The organism is Brevundimonas vitisensis (assembly GCF_016656965.1).
Classification (GTDB): Bacteria; Pseudomonadota; Alphaproteobacteria; order Caulobacterales; family Caulobacteraceae; genus Brevundimonas; species Brevundimonas vitisensis.
Map to the genome: position 1 here is coordinate 2,863,339 of NZ_CP067977.1, position 16,280 is coordinate 2,879,618.

Sequence of the window (16,280 nt, forward strand, 5' to 3'; positions counted from 1 at the left end):
GCGGTCAGTAGCGCGCCCTGATCGTGACCCCGATCGTGCGCGGATCGCCGGGGTTGCCGATCACCAGGCCGGAGTTGCCAGTCTGGACGCTGACGAACTGCAGATAATCCTCGCCGAAGGCATTCTTGACGAAGACATAGGCTTCCCAGTTGTCGTCCGAGCGGAAGCCGGCCCGCAGATTGACCAGGGCATAGCCCTTGATCTCGGTATAGTCCGACACCGTGGCGTCCGAGTTGTAGGTCGAGCGATAGCTGGCGTCGGCCCCCAGATAGAGTTCGCCGAACTGACCCAGGCCGTCGAAGGGCAGGCGGTATTCTCCACCCGTGGACACGGCCCAGGGGGACACGCCGGGGAACTGTTCACCGCTGAGATCGCAGGCTGCGGTCGATGTGCCGACGCGCTCCAGCGGGCAGGGGCCATTGGTGAAGGACGCATATTTGCCGTCGGTATAGGCAATGTTGGCATAGGCGCTGAAGGCATCGATCGGCTGGAAGGCCAGGTCCAGTTCGGCGCCCTGGATCTCGACCTTTTCGACACTGGCCAGATAGCCGCGCAGGGCCCCCGGTCCGGCGTCCACGACATTGGCCTGGAAGTCCTCGATCTCGGTCCGATAGAGCGCCAGGTTGGCGGTCAGGCGCCGGTCGAAGGCCTGGGTCTTCAAGCCTACCTCATAGGTAGTGACATCCTCGGGTCGGACTACGGCGCTGTTCAGGGCCGGGCTGCCATCGGGCAGGGTCGGGATGCCCGCCATATTGATGCCACCCGACTTGTTGCCTCGCGCATAGCTGACATAGGCCAGCACATCCTCGGTCACGTCATAGGACACGGCCACCTGGCCCGACAGGCTGTCGTCGGAGGTTTCCGCCTCATAGAACTGCGGCCGGGCGATGCCCAGGCGGCGGGTCTGCTGGGCCGGTGTCGGATTGGCCAGGCCGCCCTCGACCGTGGCCAGATAGCTGCCCGACTTGTCCTCGACCGTATAGCGCAGGCCTGGCGTGATCCGCAGGCGGTCGGTGACCTCCCAGGTCAACTGGCCGAAGACGGCATAGCTGTCGGTCGTGATGCTGGAGGTGTTGAAGACCTTGTAGCCGTCCAGCAGGGCATCGGGCAGGCCGCCGCCCAGCAGCCAGTAGGTCGCGTCCGAGCCGTACTCGGTGACCCCGGTCGTGGCCACGGTCTGGTTGAAGTAATACAGGCCCCCGACCCAGCTGACGGCGCTGTCGCCGTTGGAGGCCAGGCGGAACTCCTGGCTGAATTGGTCCTGTTCCGACGGGTTGGCCGACTGACGAACGATGTCCAGAGCAACGTAGTCACGGTCGTTGGCCGGGTCCCATTCCCACTCGCGATAGGCGGTGATCGAGGTCAGGGTGACCGGCCCGAAATCGTAGTCCGTGATGGCCGAGAAACCGAGGTGGGTCTGATCGGCCTGGATGTCGGCATCGACATCGGCCAGGCGGTCATAGGGGTTGAGGCTGGGCGGGGCATAGCCGCGACCGGCCGCCAGGCTTGGATACTGCTGGGCGGCAGGCCTAAGAGTCGGCGCGACCCGGACATAGACCTGGGTGCAGCACTCGGTCTCCTGGCGGCTGTAGTCCGCATAGAGTCGCATCGTCAGAGCGGGTGTGGGCTCGATCAGCAACTGGCCCCGCAGGCTGATGCTCTTGGCGTCGTTCTGGAGCTGGCCGGTGGTCGTGTTTCTGATGAAGCCGTCCCGATCGGTCGAGACGACCGACAGCCGCCCGGCCACAAGATCGCCGATCAGCGGGCCGGATACGCTCAGCTTGAACTGGTCCAGGCCATAGTCGCCGACCGTGCCCTCGATCGTCGCCTCGGGCGTGAAGGAGGCGCTGCGGGTGGTGATGTTCAGCGCCCCGGCGGTGGTGTTCTTGCCGAACAGGGTACCTTGCGGGCCGCGCAGAATTTCGATCCGGTCCAGGTCGACGAAGTCCAGCGTCGCCGTCGCCGGGCGGGCGTTATAGACTTGGTCGACATAGACACCGACGCCCTGTTCCAGCCCATCGTTCGCGAGGCCGTAGCTGGCCCCCAGGCCCCGGATGGTGATGGCCGTATTGCGCGGATTGGAGGAGAGAAGCTGCACGCTGGGGGCAAGCTGGGTCAGCTGGCCGACGTTGTTGGTATTGGTCCGTTCCAGCGCCTCGCCATTGACCACGGTCAGGCTGATCGGCACGTCCTGAACGTTCTCGGCACGGCGGCGCGCGGTGACGATGATCTCGGGTGCGTCATAGACCAGACGCGAGCGGGGATCCTGAGCATCGGAGTCGGTGCCGTCCTGGGCTTGAGCCGTGGGGGCGAGTAGGGCGCAGACGATCATCGCCGTCGAGGTCGCCAGCGCTGCGCGACCGATGGGTTTTCGTCCCGAGGATTTCTGTCTGAGTGTCATGGGTCAGCCCTCCCGGCACCAGGGAGTGGTGCCGCAGAGGTTAGCCTATGGCCTGAACAGCCTCGCCACGAACCGATATGATTTGTAGCGAGTCGATAGTTTTTCTAATAGATCGTGGTCAGGCCAGCTCGACTGCCATGGCCACGGCTTCGCCACCGCCGATGCACAGAGAGGCGACGCCCTTTTGGCCGCCGCGCGCCTGAAGGGCCGCCAGAAGGGTGGCCAGGACGCGGGCGCCCGAGGCCCCGATCGGGTGACCCAGGGCCGTGGCTCCGCCATTCACATTCAGCCGCGCATGGTCGATGCCCAGTTCCTGCATGGCAATCATCGGCACCACGGCAAAGGCCTCGTTCACCTCCCACAGATCGACGTCGTCGACCGACCAGCCGGCCTTGTCCAAAGCCTTGCGCATCGCCGGGACCGGAGCGGTGGTGAACAGGCCGGGCTCATGGGCATGGGAGGCCTGGCTGACGATACGGGCCACGACCGGCAGACCCAGGGCCGCAGCCACGCTCTGGCGCGTCAGGACCAATGCGGCCGCACCGTCCGAGATCGAGGCCGATGAGGCCGCCGTGATGGTGCCGTCCTTGGCGAAGGCGGGCTTAAGGCCGGGGATCTTTTCCGGCATGGCCTTGCCGGGCTGTTCGTCCTCGCTGATCGTTTCGGTGCCCTTGCGCGTGGTGACCTCGACCGGGGTGATCTCGGCCTTGAAGGCGCCCGAGGCGATGGCCGCGCGGGCCCGGGTCAGGCTTTCGACCGCATAGGCGTCCTGCGCCTCACGCGTGAACTGATAGGTGCGGGCGGTGTCCTCGGCAAAGGAGCCCATCGGCTTGCCGGGGGTATAGGCGTCTTCCAGTCCGTCCATCATCATGCTGTCGACGATGGTGTCGTGGCCGATCCGGGCCCCGCCGCGGTGCTTGGTCATCAGATAGGGGGCGCCGGTCATCGACTCCATGCCGCCGGCGACGATCACGTCTGCCGATCCGGCGGCCAGAGTGTCGGACGCCATCATCACGGCCTGCAGCCCCGATCCGCACATCTTGTTCACGGTCGTCGCCTCGACGTGCAGGCCCAGACCCGCGCCGAGTGCGGCCTGGCGTGCAGGGGCCTGGCCCAGGCCCGCCGGCAGGACGCAGCCCATGTAGATCTGCTCGATCTTGTCTGCAGAGATGCCCGCCCGCTCCACAGCCGCCTTGACCGCCGCCGCGCCCAGGTCCGTCGCCCTGGCACCGGACAGGGCCCCCTGGAACCCACCCATGGGCGTGCGGGCGAACGAGACGATGACGACGGGATCGGCGGAGGACATGATCGAAATCCTTGGAGAAACTGTGGGGCCTAGATCGGCGCATCAATGCGTGAGCGCAAGCGTCACCCTTCGGCGGGTGATCTTTGCGGGGCCAGCTTTCGCCGTTGGCGCGCTATAGCCAGCGGGGTGCCGTCCACGCCCCAGGCGGTGGCCTCATCCACCGTCCAGCCCAGGCCGAAGTCCAGCATGCGGAACTCGAAGAAGGCCCAGCCGTCAGGGGCCGTCTCGGGCGATGCATCGGTCAGAAAGTCATAGCGCAGGTCCACCGTCGACATGGCGACCGGGCGCGTCAGGGCCGTCCAGACCGGCGGATAAAGTGCGTCCAGCAAATAGCAGAGCGCGATCTCGTCCAGGGCACGACCATCGCCGATCCGCATCCAGACCCGCTCGATGGCAGAAGCACCGTCACGACCGCTGAGGATGTGCGGCCCGCCGTCGAAGCGGTATTCGACGTGCTGGGCAAACCGGGGCATCATCGGGCCGCCGAGCTGGGCCTTGGGATCGAGCCCGGCCAAAGGCGGAGGCGGCAGGGTCAGCGGCGTCAGGGCGGGGCCCGGCACGTCTGCACCATAGGTGGCCGTGGCGTGATTGGTCAGGCGACCGCCCTGGCTGGCCTCGACCTGGGCAAAGGCGGCGCTGCGGCCGCCACGCAGCAGGCGAGGGGCGAAGTCCAGACGCTCGCCATAGCGCGCCGCCGCCAGGTACTGGACCGACAAGGTCCGCAGCGGTCCGCGGACATCCAGGCCCGTTCGCATGGCCGAGGCGCTGAGCGCCGCCAGCAGCCCCCCGAACGGAAACCCGGCCTCGGGCGGCTGGCTGACCGGTCCGTTTGAAAAGTCGCCGTGCAGATCGGCGCTCAACACGCCCTCTGCGACGGGGGTCAGGATCAGGGCCTGCTCAAGGGTCTGCTGGATCATGGTCGTGCGATAGCGTGGCAAGGAGACGGGCGAAAGACGACGCTTTCGCCCGTGTTCAGGTGAGGAATGCAGGAAGCGCGGGCGACTGCCCGCATGTCCGTTGCCAAACAAGACTGACATGGGTCGTGGTGCAATGCAACGTGCGTCCCGATTGACAACCCACTTGCATATTGGGTGACGCGGCGTCACCTTCGCAGTTTGGCGAAGCGTAATCTGATCGGAAAACCGCTTCACACTTTTCCGGATTACGCTGAATGGGCCGTACCGCAGACTATTCCCGACAGAGCTGTTCCATCGCCGCGACGCTGGAGGTCATTGGCGACCCCTGGACGCTGCTGGTGATCCGCGATGCCTTCAACGGCGTCAGCCGGTTCGAGCAGTGGCAGGAGCGACTGGGCCTGGCGCGCAACGTCCTGGCCGCGCGTCTGAAATCTCTGGTGCAGCATGGGGTGCTGGAGCCGAGGCTCTATTCCGAGCGCCCGCCCCGGAACGAATATGTCCTGACGCCCAAGGGCAAGGATCTGTACGCCGTTCTGGTGACCCTGCACGGCTGGGGTGCCAAGCATGTCTATGGCGACAGCGACGCCGGCATCGACATGATCCACAAGACCTGCGGCCACTCCCTGGACCCGCGGATCGCCTGCCGTCACTGCGAAGAAATCGTCAAACCCCGCGACATCTTCCTGACCCGTGTCGACAACTGCCCCACGGTTGGTGACGTCATGCCCAAGGCGGACGAGGCGGCGTAATTCCCTGAACGACGAAAGCCGGCTCCACAGGCGTGGAACCGGCTCCCGTCATCCCTTGACGCACACCACCTGACGCAGGGTGTGCACGACCTCGATCAGGTCGGTCTGAGCCGCGATGACCGCGTCGATGTCCTTGTAGGCCATCGGCGTTTCGTCGATCACCTCGGCGTCCTTGCGGCATTCGACGCCCTCGGTGGCGCGGACGTGGTCCTCCACCGTGAAGCGCCGCTTGGCCTCGGCCCGGCTCATGGCCCGGCCAGCCCCGTGCGAGCAGGTGCAGAACGAGTCCGCATTGCCCTTGCCGCGCACGATGAAGGACTTTGCCCCCATCGAGCCGGGGATGATTCCCAGCTCATCCAGCTTGGCCGATACTGCGCCCTTGCGGGTCAGGAACACGTCCTTGCCGAAGTGGCGCTCTTTCGAGACGTAGTTATGGTGGCAGTTCACCGCCTCCTGCGTCGTCTCCAGATCCGGCCAGAAGGCCTTCAGCACACCGAGCACGCTGTCCATCATCACCTCGCGGTTGGCGCGCGCGTATTTCTGCGCCCACGACACCGCCTGGACATAGTGGACGAAGCCGTCCGTCCCTTCCGGGAAATAGGCCAGGTCCTGATCAGGCAAGTTGATGTGCCACCGGCGCATCTCATGCTTGGCCCGCTCGATGAAGTAGGTCCCGAACCGGTTGCCCACACCGCGAGAGCCGGAGTGGAGCATTACCCACACGTCCCCCGCCTCATCGAGGCACAGCTCGATGAAATGGTTTCCCGTGCCCAGCGTGCCCAGGTGGCCGAAACCACGGGGGTGTGCCGCCTTGGGATGAGCCTCGACCACGGCGTCATACCCGGCCTTCAGTTCGGCCCAGCGCGTGACCGCCGAAGCGGGCGGCTCATCGGCCCAGGCACCCTTGTCATTGCGCCCGCCATTGTCGGTCCGGCCGTGCGGAACGGCCGCCTCGATAGCGGAACGGATAGCTGACAGGTCGTCAGGCAGATGTTCGGCACGGACCGAGGTCCTGACAGCCATCATGCCGCAGCCGATGTCCACGCCCACGGCGGCCGGGATGATGGCTCCCACGGTCGGGATCACCGATCCCACCGTCGCCCCCATGCCCCAATGCACGTCGGGCATGACCGCGAGGTGAGAGTGGATGAACGGCAGCGAGGCCACGTTCTTCAGTTGTTTGAGCGCCACATCCTCGATGGGCACGCCCCGGGTCCAGGCCTTGATGGGCGCATGGTCCAGGTTGTCGATTACGTCATAGCCACGCATGGCCGACGTCTCCTTTTCTGTCGATGATCCTCACGGACCGGCAGGAGAGATGTCGCTTGCGGATACAAGAAACCCCTCCGGCCGGTAGCGGGAGGGGTTGCTGGAAAACCAAAGTCGTTCGACCGTCTGTTCCTACATCGCCTCCACGCACGCGCCACCACCCTCGACCATTTGGCGGTCGCGGGGCATCGGCAGATACGCAGGTGCGAGGTTGGAAAACATGGGTCGCTCGTCTTTGGAGGCGCGGGCATACACCCCGTGTGATGTCTTGACCAGCCTTAGGGCGTGCATCGGCACCCAAAGCGCGTGCCCGCTAACGATCGGGCATCCGGCAAGGAACGCGTATCATGCCCCTGACGCCGCCTGGCTCGCGCTTGATGAACGCCGCCCTCAGCCGTGGGGATCGCCGCGCAGGGCCATCAGGGGGATGACGATCTCTTCCTCGTCGTCCAGATGCCGGGCGAGGGGGGCAGCGGCCTGGTCCAGCACTTCGGCCAGACGGGCGGCGGCGTCGGTCGTGCCGGTGGCACCAGCCGCCATCGCCTGATGAAAGGCCAGGCCGTTGCGATAAAGCGCTTCCAGATGGGCATGGATCGCGTCGTGGTCTTTATCCAGTAGGGCCAGCCCGGCTTCGATGCGCGGCTCCATTCGGCTGAAGGCCGGAAAATACTGGCCGCTTTCGATCCGGTGGTGCCCGTCCAGATGGCCCAAGAAGTTCTGAAGCAGGGGCAGCAAGCCGCCGTGAAGCTGGCGCAGGTCGATCCGTCCCGATCGCCACTGGTCGGTGACGGCCTGCATCCGCACCTGCTGGGCGCGGAACCCGGCATGCATCTGCAGCCAGAAGGCCGCCGTGCCGGCCATCCCGGCCGTTGGCCAGCGCTCGCGCGGGAAGGCGTCCAGCAGGTATCGCATCTCGACCGGCAGGCCGGTCCGCACCGCCAGCGAAAGCGGATCGTCCGCCGGATCAGACAACGGCGGTGGTCGTCTGGATGAAGCCGCCGCCCAGCAGCCGGTCCGGATCGGTCGGATCGTAAAGGGCGCAGGCCTGGCCGGGGGCGACGCCCTCCTCGCCGGTCTGGAAGGCGATGCCGACGATGCCGTCGTTCAGCGTCAGACGCGCGGGCGAGGGGGGGCGGGTCGAGCGGACGCGAGCCAGCACCGGCTTTTCAGCCTCGGCCGCCGCCTCGATCAAGGCTTCGTCGCCCAGCCAGTTGGTCTCGTCCAGCGTCAGGGAGGCCGTCAGCAGGGCCTCGCGCGGGCCGACGATGACCCGGCGCTGGTCGGGGTCCAGTTTCGTGACGAACAGCGGCTCGCCCACGGCGACGTTCAGGCCCCGGCGCTGGCCGATCGTATAGTCGGTGATCCCGGCATGAGTGCCCAGGACGCGGCCGTCCATGTGCACAATCTGGCCGGCCTCGCGCCCCTGCGGCCGCAAGCGGTCGATCAGGGTGCGATAGTCGCCGCTGGGCACGAAACAGATGTCCTGGCTATCCGGCTTGGCCGCGATCTTCAGACCCAGTTCGGCCGCCACGCCCCGCACCTGGGGCTTTTCCAGATCGGCCAGGGGAAAGCGCAGGTAGTCGAGCTGCTCGCGCGTGGTGGCGAACAGGAAATAGGACTGGTCCCGCGAATGGTCGACTGCCTTGCGCATCTGGGCGCGGCCGTCCGGGCTGACCGAGCGGCGGACATAGTGGCCCGTGGCCATGGCGGCGGCCCCCAGGTCGCGGGCGACGTCCAGCAGGTCGCGGAACTTCACGGTCTGATTGCACCGGATGCACGGCACCGGCGTCTGGCCCCGCAGATAGGAGTCGGCGAACTGGTCGATCACCGCATCGCGGAACCGGCTTTCGTAATCCAGCACATAGTGGGGAATGCCCAGGGTCTCGGCCGCCAGCCGGGCGTCGTGGATGTCCTGACCCGCGCAGCAGGCCCCCTTCTTCTTCAGGGCCGCGCCGTGGTCATAAAGCTGCAGAGTGACGCCGACGACTTCATAGCCCGCCTTGTGCAGCAGGCCCGCCACGACGGTGGAATCCACACCGCCCGACATCGCGGCGACCACACGCGAGCCGACCGGCAGGCCAACCGCCAGCCGCGCTGCCTCAATCGCCCCGTCCATGTCGGGTCGGGCGATGTCGGGAATGGGACAGGAGGGCTCCAGCAGCGTCATCGGCGGCATATAGCGCGCGCAGGCGGCGATTTCGAGGTGGGGCGGGCAAGACAACGGCCGCACCCGTCGCCGGATGCGGCCGTCGTGGTCTCAAAGGCGGAAGATCAGCCCCGGTAGTGCTGAATCCGCGTCGTGCGCAGGCCCTGCATGCCCCATTTGTCGATGGCCTTCTGCCAGGCCAGGAACTCCTCGGCGGTTAGACCATATTTATCCAGCGCGTCCTCGACCGACAGCAGGCCACCGCGGACGGCGGCGACAACCTCGGCCTTGCGGCGGATCACCCAGCGGTCCGTATTGCTGGGCGGCAGGTCGCGCAGCGTCAGCGGTGTGCCCGTGGGGCCGACCACATACTGCTCGCCCTGGCCGTTCATTCGCCGATCTTGAAGCATGGTCTCGAGCCTTGTTCACCACCACAATCACTGACGCGAAGGTAGCGCGGTGCCGCTAAGGGCCGTTTAAGCGGCGTGGTGAAGGAAAAGATAAAATTCGATCCGTCCACAGGGCATCCTGTCTCAGTATTCGCGAAAGGATTCATTCATCCTAACGATACGTTACTCACCGATCATCGTTTGATGCTGATGAGTTCCGCCAGCATTTCGTCGGCGGTGGTGATGATCTTGGACGATGCCGAATAGGCGCGCTGGGTGGTGATCAGGCCGGTGAACTCGGCCGACAGATCGACCGTCGAGGCCTCCAGCTGAGAGGCACCGATGGTGCCCGCTCCGCCGGTTCCCGCCGCTTTCAGGTTATAGGTGCCTGACCCCTGGGTGACCCGGTAGGCATTGCCCGAGCTCTCCGACAGGCTGTCGGGGCTGGGGAAGGTGGCCAGGGCGATCTGGGCGATCTTGCGCGTCACGCCATTGTCGAAAATGGCGGTGACGAAGCCGCTTTCGTCGATCTTGACCTCTGACAGATTGCCGAACGCCGTGCCGTTCGTCAGCACCGCCTGGACCACCGAGCCGCTGTCGTACTGCGTCAGACCGCCGGTCGCCGCCGTCAGGTCGAACGACAGGTCCTGCTCGTCGATACCCAGGCCGTCGGCCCACTTCACCTCGCCCGCGCCAGGCGCGCCCGAGCTGGAGGAGGCGAAGCTGAGCGAGGCATTGTTCACGTCCTGGAACAGGGCTGCGGCACCCAGGGCTTCCATGGCGGCGGCGTCCAGGCGACCGTCCTGGGTAAAGGCGACCATACCGGTCCTGATCTGGCCGGAGGACAGACCTGCCCCAGCAACAACGTCGCTGGCCGGCACGGCACGGATTTCGGCGAACCACTGGTTCGGGGTGGTGCTCTTCAGGAAGGAGATGGCGATGGTCCGCTGGCCGCCCTTGGAATCGGACACCGGGATCGTCAGTTCGAAATCAGGTTTCACACCCGCGCCGGTCTCGGCGTTCCACTGGGCCATGGAGTTGGTCGCAGCATTATAGGCGTTGGCCCCCACCGGAACGGCGGCGGCATCCAGAGCCTCGGCAGAGACCGTCTGGCTGGATTTCAGGTTGGCATTCAGCTGAACCCGAGTCGTGGCCTCGGCCGTGCCGCCGACCGAGCCGACGTTGATGGTACGCAGCCGGTTCAGGTCCGACGGGTCGGTGGCGATATTGCCCTCGGCATCCACGGGCCAGCCCTGGAGATAAAGGCCGGCGGTGTTCTTCAGATAGCCCAGGTTGTCGACGCTGAAGGCCCCGGCGCGGGTGAACAGGCGGCTGTCGGTGACCTGCAGGTTCTCAGGCTTCTCCGTCACGACGAAGAAACCCTGGCCCGCGATGCCCAGGTCGGTCGACGACTGGGTGCGTTGCAGCTGGCCGTTCTGGCTGACGTAGTGGCGGGCCGAGGCCAGGACGCCACCAGCCGAATAGCCCGCACCGCTGGCCTGGCTGTTGATGACGGTCTGGAACTCGGCCGACGAGCGCTTGTAGCCGATGGTGTTCACGTTCGCGATGTTCTGCGAAATGGCGGCCAGGGCGGCCGAGTTGGCGGTCAGTCCGGACACGCCGGCCAGAAGGGCGCTGTTGATGCTCATGGCGTGGGCTCCTTACGAGAACAGTTTGAGAGGGTTCAGGGAGGACAGCAGGCTGGCGTCCTCCTCCGTGTCAGGCGTGGTCGCTGCGGCTGCGCGTTCTTCCAGCGCGATCACGCTGGACAGGGGCAGGATGGAGTTGCCGACCGTCAGATACGGCTGGCCATCGTACATCTCGACGCCGGTGACGCGGCCGCGCATCAGGACCTGGCTGTCGATCGTCGCGCCGTTGCCGTCCTTGGCAGTGACCTTCAGCGTATAGACGCCGCCGTCTTCCAGCTGGCCGCCGCCAGTGGTGGTGCCGTCCCAGGTGAAGTCGTGCACGCCGGTGCTGCGATCCGGCGCATCGCCCGACCAGACCACCTTGCCGGAGGCATCCAGAACCTGGACCGTGGCGGAGGTGGCGTCCTTGGCCAGTTCATAGCTCCAGGTCGCCTTTCCATCCGCCAGCTCGGTCGCAGACCAGACGGCGGTCGCCTCCTTGCCGATGTAGTTGGAAGCCCCGGCCAGACCGCCGCCCTGCTGGGCCGCCAGCAGGCTGGTCAGAAGGTCGTTGGTCAGCAGCTGCTGCTCGACCCCTGCCATTTGGGTCAGCTGGGCCGTGAACTGGTTGGAATCGACTGGCGACAGCGGGTCCTGGTTCTTCAGCTGGGCGGTCAGCAGGCTCAGAAAGGTCTCGAAATTCGAGAACAGAGTGCTCGAACCGGCGCTGATCCGGTTCGCCGCTGTGCTGGTGGTGACGGCATCGACCATGGGTCAGACCTTCATGTCGACGCGGTCAGGCGTCAGGGAAAGGGACAGCCAGCGCCCGGCGGGCGGCACGGCAGTATCGGCATCCAGGTTCAGGCGGTCGGCACGGGCGAAGGCCCGTTCGCGGCGACCATCGAAGCCGCCCTGGCCGGAGGAGGGGTCACGCTGGGCGAACTCCAGCCCGTCCTGGGCGATCTGGAAACCCGAGGCCTCCAGCTGACGGCGCAGTTCGTCAGCGCGGCCGCGCAGATCCACGGCGGCGGCGGGGTTGTCGAAGGCCAGACGCGCGGCCAGCTGACCATCGGACCCGATCTCCAGGCTGACGTCGACACGCCCCAGGCCCTCGGGCGTCAGGGCCATTTCGAAGCGGGTGGAGCGTCCCTCAAGCCGTTTGGTGATCTGGGCGGCGATCTGGGCGGTGGTCTCGATCGTGGCGCGCGACAGGGACGACAAGCTGGTCTCGCGCACCTGAACGGCGCTGTCATTGGCGCGGGCCGATGCGGTCTCGCTGCCCTGAAGCGGATCCGGCACGGCCTCGGCGGTCACGTCCGTGACGGCAGCCGCGGCGGGCTCAGCCGCCGGGCCGGTCGGAGAGGGGCCGGCGGGGTGTGGCGCAGGGGAACCCGACCGGTTCGCCTCGGCCAGACTGGTCGTCGGAGGGCCGGGGTTGATCTGCGGCTGTTCACTGTCCGTCGATGGCTTGGTGCCGGGCCCCTTGGCGTCCTTCGGCGGAGCTTCCGAGCCGGGACGCGGAGAGGTTCCGGGCGGGACGGGAGGCAGGACCAGCGGGCCCGCCGTCTTGGTGTCCACCGTATTGGCATCGGTCGGCGGAGCGGGCGGCAGGACCGGGGGTGATTGGCTGTCGTCCACGACGGGCTTGCCGTTGGCGTCGACGGCCGGGCCGCCGGGCGGCGTGGGCGGCAGGACCCAGGGGCCGTTCGGCTGGGCCCCGGTCTTGGTCGAACCCTTGTCGTCGGCCGGAATCTTGGGCTCGGGCAACAGCGGCGAGGTCGACAGGGGCAGGATCACGCCCTGGGTGCCATCGACGGCAGGGGTCTCAGTGTCTTCGGCGGCAGTCCCCTCGACGGGCGCTTCGGCGTTTCGGCCCGCGCGCGTTTCGATGCGCACACCGGTGGCGACGCCTCCGGTCGCAGCCGTGACCGCTGCGTTCAACAGGGCCTGGAAGGCGGCCGCCACATCGCCACCGCCGTCTGAAGGCGCGGTCGCCCCTGCGGCGGGTGCCACCGGAGGGGACAGGACGGACAGGATGTCGGCAGCGGACATGGGACGCCAGACGCAGAGACAAGGGGACGGGACGGATCGGCGCCTGCTGCGCCCATGGCTTCGCCGTCCTCGTCGCAAGTCGTGGGCCAACTGTGCCAATGCGGCTTTCGTCCAGTCACAGCGGGCATTTTTCGCGTCGGCGAGCCAAGGGCCGAAGAGAGGCCGGGGTCGAATCTTGCCGCGCCGCGGTCGGTTTTTGCCCGGCAGTTGCTGCGGGCCTGCATCTGGCCCGGCCTTTGCGCCCCTTGCCGGTCATGACCAGGGTCCGATTGTCAAATCCGTTGAAATTCAAGGGGCTGCGCGAGCGGCCTGACGGCACTGCCGGGCAAAAAGCGCGCGTGTACGGGCAGGCCTTGCCGGGCGAGGGGGGTATGGCATGTCGCTGAACGCCATTTTCAACACTGCCACCTCGGGGCTGACGGCGGCCCAGACGCAGTTGCGCGTGGTCTCGGACAACGTCTCCAACGTCAATACCCCCGGCTATGTCCGCAAGATCGCCGAGCAGCAGACCCTGGTCAGCCAGGGCGTCGGCTCAGGCGTCGAAGTCAGCCGCATCCGTCTGGCCACCGATCGCTTTCTGCAGGCGGCCAGCCTGAACGCCGGGGCCGAGGCCTCGCGCCAGACCGTGCGCTATGAGCTGTATGACCGCATCCAGTCGCTGTTTGGCGATCCCGGCGGCAACAGCGGCTTTTTTGCCCAGGTCGACCAGGTCTTCTCGTCCTTCGCCGCCGCGGCCGAGGACCCGACGTCGTCGCCGCGTCGTCAGGAAGCTCTGTTCCGCGTCCAGGCGCTGTTCGATGAATCCTCGCGCGTCTCGACCCAGATCCAGGCCGTACGCGAGGACGCCGATGGCCGGCTCCAGAGCGCGGTCGAGCGGGCCAATGTCCTGTTGCAGCAGATCGAGGGCCTGAACGCCGAAATCGCTCGCTCCACCGTGGCCGGAGGCGATGCCTCGGGGGCGGAGACGGCGCAGGCGGCCCTGGTCGGTCAGCTGTCGGAACTGATGGACGTCAAGGTCTCGGTCCGGCCCGTTGGCGGGGTCTCGATCCGGACGGGGGCGGGTGTCCTGCTGGCCGGGCAGGGGCATGCCACGCTGGAATACAACCGCGCCGGCACGGTCACCAGCGAGACGGCCTTCAACGAGATCTGGGTGACCGAGCCCGGCGGCCAGAAACGGGCCCTGCTGGAAAGCATCACCTCGGGTGAGATCAAGGGCCTGATCGAACTGCGCGACAAGGAGGCCCCGGCGACGGCCGAGCGTCTGGCCGAACTGATGACGCGCGTCGCGGACGAACTGAACCGCGCGCACAACGCCAATGCCGCCTCTCCCGCGCCCGCCACCCTGACCGGTCGTAACACGGGCCAGACATTTGAGAGTGCGATCGCCGGCTTCAACGGCCGCACCACCATCGCCGTGGCCAATGCGGCGGGCGTGGTTCAAGCGCGGGCCGTGATCGACTTTGCGGGCGGGGCAATGACGATCAACAATGCGGTGCCCGCCGCCGACGCCACCACCTTCTTGGCCCAGCTGAATGCCCAGTTGGGCGGCACGGCGACTGCCAGCTTCAGCAATGGCGTGCTGACGCTGTCAGGCGCGGCTGGAAACGGCGTGGCCATTGCCGATGACGCCAACTCGCCCAGCAACAAGTCCGGGCGCGGTTTCTCGCACTATTTCGGCCTGAACGATCTGGTCTCGACCGACCGTGTTGCCCTGTACGACACGGGGCTGAAGTTGGAGTCCCCGCACGGGTTCACGGCGGGCCAGACCCTGACCTTCCGGTTCAGCGGCGAGACGGGTGCGCGCCTGCGCGACCTAACGGTGGCGGTGCCGGCCGGGTCCAGGGTCGAGGACCTGCTGATTGCCCTGAACGATCCGGCGACGGGGATTGGTCGCTTTGGTCGGTTCGATCTGGACGGGTCCGGCAATCTGGCGTTCACCGGCTATGGCAACCCGGCCCCGGCCCTGTCGGTGCTGGAAGATCGCACCACCCAGGTGCCGTCCGGCGTCTCGGTGACCGAGCTGTTCGGCATCGGATCGGGCGTGCGGGCCTCGCGCGCCGATGGGTTCTCGCTTCGCACCGACATCCGTCAGAATCCGTCCAAACTGGCCCTGGGACAGTTGAACGCCGCCGCCCTGGTCGGGGCTTCGGCCCTGTCGGCCGGGGATGGTCGCGGGGCTCTCAGGCTGGCTGATGCCGGTCAGGCCTCGGCCGCCTTCCAGGCGGCGGGCGACTTGGTCGGTGGATCGATCTCGGTCTCGCGCTATGCGTCCGAACTGGCCGGCGACATCGGCGGCAAGGCCTCTTTGGCTGAGAACCGCCAGTCCAGCGCCCAGGCTCTGTTTACAGAGGCAACCGCTCGGCAGAAGGCCCAGGAGGGCGTGAACCTGGACGAGGAACTGGTGCTGATGACCACCTATCAGCAGGCCTTCAATGCCTCGGCCCGTCTGATCCAGGCGGCCAAGGATATGTATGACACGCTTCTTGGGATGATGTGATGACCCGCGTCTCGACCGCCGCCAACTATCAGTCTGCCCTGCTTGACCTGATGAGCGCCCAGACGCGCGCCCAAGAGGCCCAGGAGCGGGTTTCGACTCAGAAGGTTGCGACCGACCTGACCGGTTTCGGCCGCAGTTCCGAGGCCCTGACCGCGCTGAAATCGGCCCAGAGCCGCATTCAGGGTTTCATGGACACCGGGGATGCCGTCGCCGCCCGCCTGTCCGCCCAGGATCTGGCCTTCGAGCGCGTAGCCCAAGGTGCCGACCGCGCGCGCCAGGCGATCGCCGATGCCCTGGCGTCCGGCCGGGTCGACGGCCTGATGCTGGAACTTCAAGGTCATTTCCAGATCGCCAAAGAAGGCCTGAATACCAAGCATCAGGGTCAGTATCTGTTCGGCGGAGGCAATGTCGGTGATGCTCCGGTCCAGGTGGGAACTCTGGCCGAGTTGTCGCTGACGGCTGGGGCCGACGTCTTTGCCAACGGCACGCTGAAACAGGTTTCGCGCCTGGACGAGGGCACGACGGTCGAGACCGGCTTCCTGGCCGACGAGGTGGGTGAAGCCCTATTCGAGGTCTTCCGCCAGATCCAGAACTTTCACGCCGTCACGCCTGTAACGGGCCAGCCGGATCAGGCGATGAAGGATTTTCTGACGGAACGGCTCAAGGAATTCGATGAGCAGTATCAAGCCATCACCAACCAGGCGGCCCTGAACGGATCGCTTCAGAACCGCGTCGAGTCGGTCCTCAAGTCCCAGGAGGCGCAGAAGACCTCGCTGGACGAGCTGGTGGCGGGGCGCACCGACGCCGATCTGGCCCAGGCCCTGACGGATCTGGAGTTGTCACAGGTGGCGATCCAGGCGTCGGCCCAAGTGATCAACCAGCTGCGCCAGGTGTCCCTGCTCAACTTTCTGAACTGATTGATCGTG

13 protein-coding genes are annotated in these 16,280 nt (G+C 66.6%); 3 read left to right on the plus strand and 10 right to left on the minus strand.

What is annotated here, in order from left to right:
* Positions 1 to 4: 4 nt before the first annotated feature.
* The 3 genes from JIP62_RS14495 to JIP62_RS14505 form a co-directional block, all read right to left on the minus strand.
* Positions 5 to 2,401, minus strand: coding sequence for a TonB-dependent receptor (locus tag JIP62_RS14495; RefSeq protein ID WP_201102849.1), 2,397 nt, complete (start codon positions 2,399 to 2,401; stop codon positions 5 to 7).
* 118 nt (positions 2,402 to 2,519) lie between these two features.
* On the minus strand, positions 2,520 to 3,707 hold the full coding sequence (locus JIP62_RS14500) for a thiolase family protein (RefSeq protein WP_201102850.1): 1,188 nt from the start codon (positions 3,705 to 3,707) through the stop codon (positions 2,520 to 2,522).
* Between the two features lie 62 nt (positions 3,708 to 3,769).
* Positions 3,770 to 4,624, minus strand: coding sequence for an acyl-CoA thioesterase (locus tag JIP62_RS14505; protein WP_201102851.1), 855 nt, complete (start codon positions 4,622 to 4,624; stop codon positions 3,770 to 3,772).
* A gap of 254 nt (positions 4,625 to 4,878) precedes the next feature.
* Here JIP62_RS14505 and JIP62_RS14510 point away from each other — a divergent pair, with 254 nt between their 5' ends.
* Positions 4,879 to 5,373 carry a winged helix-turn-helix transcriptional regulator gene (locus tag JIP62_RS14510; protein WP_201102852.1) on the plus strand — a complete coding sequence of 165 codons (495 nt, stop codon included), beginning with the start codon at positions 4,879 to 4,881 and terminating at the stop codon, positions 5,371 to 5,373.
* Positions 5,374 to 5,421: 48 nt separating this feature from the next.
* On the opposite strand, the gene JIP62_RS14515 is transcribed toward JIP62_RS14510, so the two are convergent.
* The 7 genes from JIP62_RS14515 to JIP62_RS14545 form a co-directional block, all read right to left on the minus strand.
* Positions 5,422 to 6,642 (minus strand): RtcB family protein, encoded by a 1,221-nt coding sequence (locus tag JIP62_RS14515; RefSeq protein ID WP_201102853.1) that lies wholly within the window; start codon positions 6,640 to 6,642, stop codon positions 5,422 to 5,424.
* 390 nt (positions 6,643 to 7,032) lie between these two features.
* Entirely contained in the window at positions 7,033 to 7,614 is a 582-nt protein-coding gene (locus JIP62_RS14520) for a hemerythrin domain-containing protein (protein ID WP_201102854.1), read from the minus strand.
* Positions 7,607 to 8,809, minus strand: coding sequence for a tRNA 2-thiouridine(34) synthase MnmA (mnmA, locus tag JIP62_RS14525; protein ID WP_201102855.1), 1,203 nt, complete (start codon positions 8,807 to 8,809; stop codon positions 7,607 to 7,609). Before mnmA ends, JIP62_RS14520 begins: the two co-directional genes overlap by 8 nt.
* A 104-nt stretch (positions 8,810 to 8,913) precedes the next feature.
* Positions 8,914 to 9,198 (minus strand): CtrA inhibitor SciP, encoded by a 285-nt coding sequence (gene sciP / locus JIP62_RS14530; RefSeq protein ID WP_201102856.1) that lies wholly within the window; start codon positions 9,196 to 9,198, stop codon positions 8,914 to 8,916.
* A 173-nt stretch (positions 9,199 to 9,371) separates the two neighbouring features.
* The gene (gene flgE, locus JIP62_RS14535) at positions 9,372 to 10,826 is read right to left on the minus strand and encodes a flagellar hook protein FlgE (RefSeq protein ID WP_201102857.1); all 1,455 of its coding nucleotides are present in this window, start codon (positions 10,824 to 10,826) and stop codon (positions 9,372 to 9,374) included.
* 12 nt (positions 10,827 to 10,838) lie between these two features.
* The gene (locus tag JIP62_RS14540) at positions 10,839 to 11,576 is read right to left on the minus strand and encodes a flagellar hook assembly protein FlgD (protein WP_201102858.1); all 738 of its coding nucleotides are present in this window, start codon (positions 11,574 to 11,576) and stop codon (positions 10,839 to 10,841) included.
* Between the two features lie 3 nt (positions 11,577 to 11,579).
* Positions 11,580 to 12,857: a flagellar hook-length control protein FliK gene (locus JIP62_RS14545; RefSeq protein ID WP_201102859.1), complete on the minus strand. Its 1,278-nt coding sequence runs from the start codon at positions 12,855 to 12,857 to the stop codon at positions 11,580 to 11,582.
* Positions 12,858 to 13,233: 376 nt separating this feature from the next.
* Here JIP62_RS14545 and flgK point away from each other — a divergent pair, with 376 nt between their 5' ends.
* Positions 13,234 to 15,354 carry a flagellar hook-associated protein FlgK gene (gene flgK, locus JIP62_RS14550; RefSeq protein ID WP_201102860.1) on the plus strand — a complete coding sequence of 707 codons (2,121 nt, stop codon included), beginning with the start codon at positions 13,234 to 13,236 and terminating at the stop codon, positions 15,352 to 15,354.
* Entirely contained in the window at positions 15,354 to 16,271 is a 918-nt protein-coding gene (locus JIP62_RS14555) for a flagellin (RefSeq protein WP_201102861.1), read from the plus strand. Before flgK ends, JIP62_RS14555 begins: the two co-directional genes overlap by 1 nt.
* Positions 16,272 to 16,280 lie beyond the last annotated feature (9 nt).

What these genes read in the sequence shown, in the direction of transcription:
- JIP62_RS14540 (WP_201102858.1), bottom strand. Translation starts at nt 11,576, where the DNA reads ATGGTCGATGCCGTCACCACCAGCACAGCGGCGAACCGGATCAGCGCC.
- sciP (WP_201102856.1), bottom strand. Translation starts at nt 9,198, where the DNA reads ATGCTTCAAGATCGGCGAATGAACGGCCAGGGCGAGCAGTATGTGGTC.
- JIP62_RS14495 (WP_201102849.1), bottom strand. Translation starts at nt 2,401, where the DNA reads ATGACACTCAGACAGAAATCCTCGGGACGAAAACCCATCGGTCGCGCA.
- JIP62_RS14505 (WP_201102851.1), bottom strand. Translation starts at nt 4,624, where the DNA reads ATGATCCAGCAGACCCTTGAGCAGGCCCTGATCCTGACCCCCGTCGCA.
- JIP62_RS14515 (WP_201102853.1), bottom strand. Translation starts at nt 6,642, where the DNA reads ATGCGTGGCTATGACGTAATCGACAACCTGGACCATGCGCCCATCAAG.
- JIP62_RS14510 (WP_201102852.1), top strand. Translation starts at nt 4,879, where the DNA reads ATGGGCCGTACCGCAGACTATTCCCGACAGAGCTGTTCCATCGCCGCG.
- flgK (WP_201102860.1), top strand. Translation starts at nt 13,234, where the DNA reads ATGTCGCTGAACGCCATTTTCAACACTGCCACCTCGGGGCTGACGGCG.
- flgE (WP_201102857.1), bottom strand. Translation starts at nt 10,826, where the DNA reads ATGAGCATCAACAGCGCCCTTCTGGCCGGCGTGTCCGGACTGACCGCC.
- JIP62_RS14545 (WP_201102859.1), bottom strand. Translation starts at nt 12,857, where the DNA reads ATGTCCGCTGCCGACATCCTGTCCGTCCTGTCCCCTCCGGTGGCACCC.
- JIP62_RS14500 (WP_201102850.1), bottom strand. Translation starts at nt 3,707, where the DNA reads ATGTCCTCCGCCGATCCCGTCGTCATCGTCTCGTTCGCCCGCACGCCC.
- JIP62_RS14555 (WP_201102861.1), top strand. Translation starts at nt 15,354, where the DNA reads ATGACCCGCGTCTCGACCGCCGCCAACTATCAGTCTGCCCTGCTTGAC.
- mnmA (WP_201102855.1), bottom strand. Translation starts at nt 8,809, where the DNA reads ATGACGCTGCTGGAGCCCTCCTGTCCCATTCCCGACATCGCCCGACCC.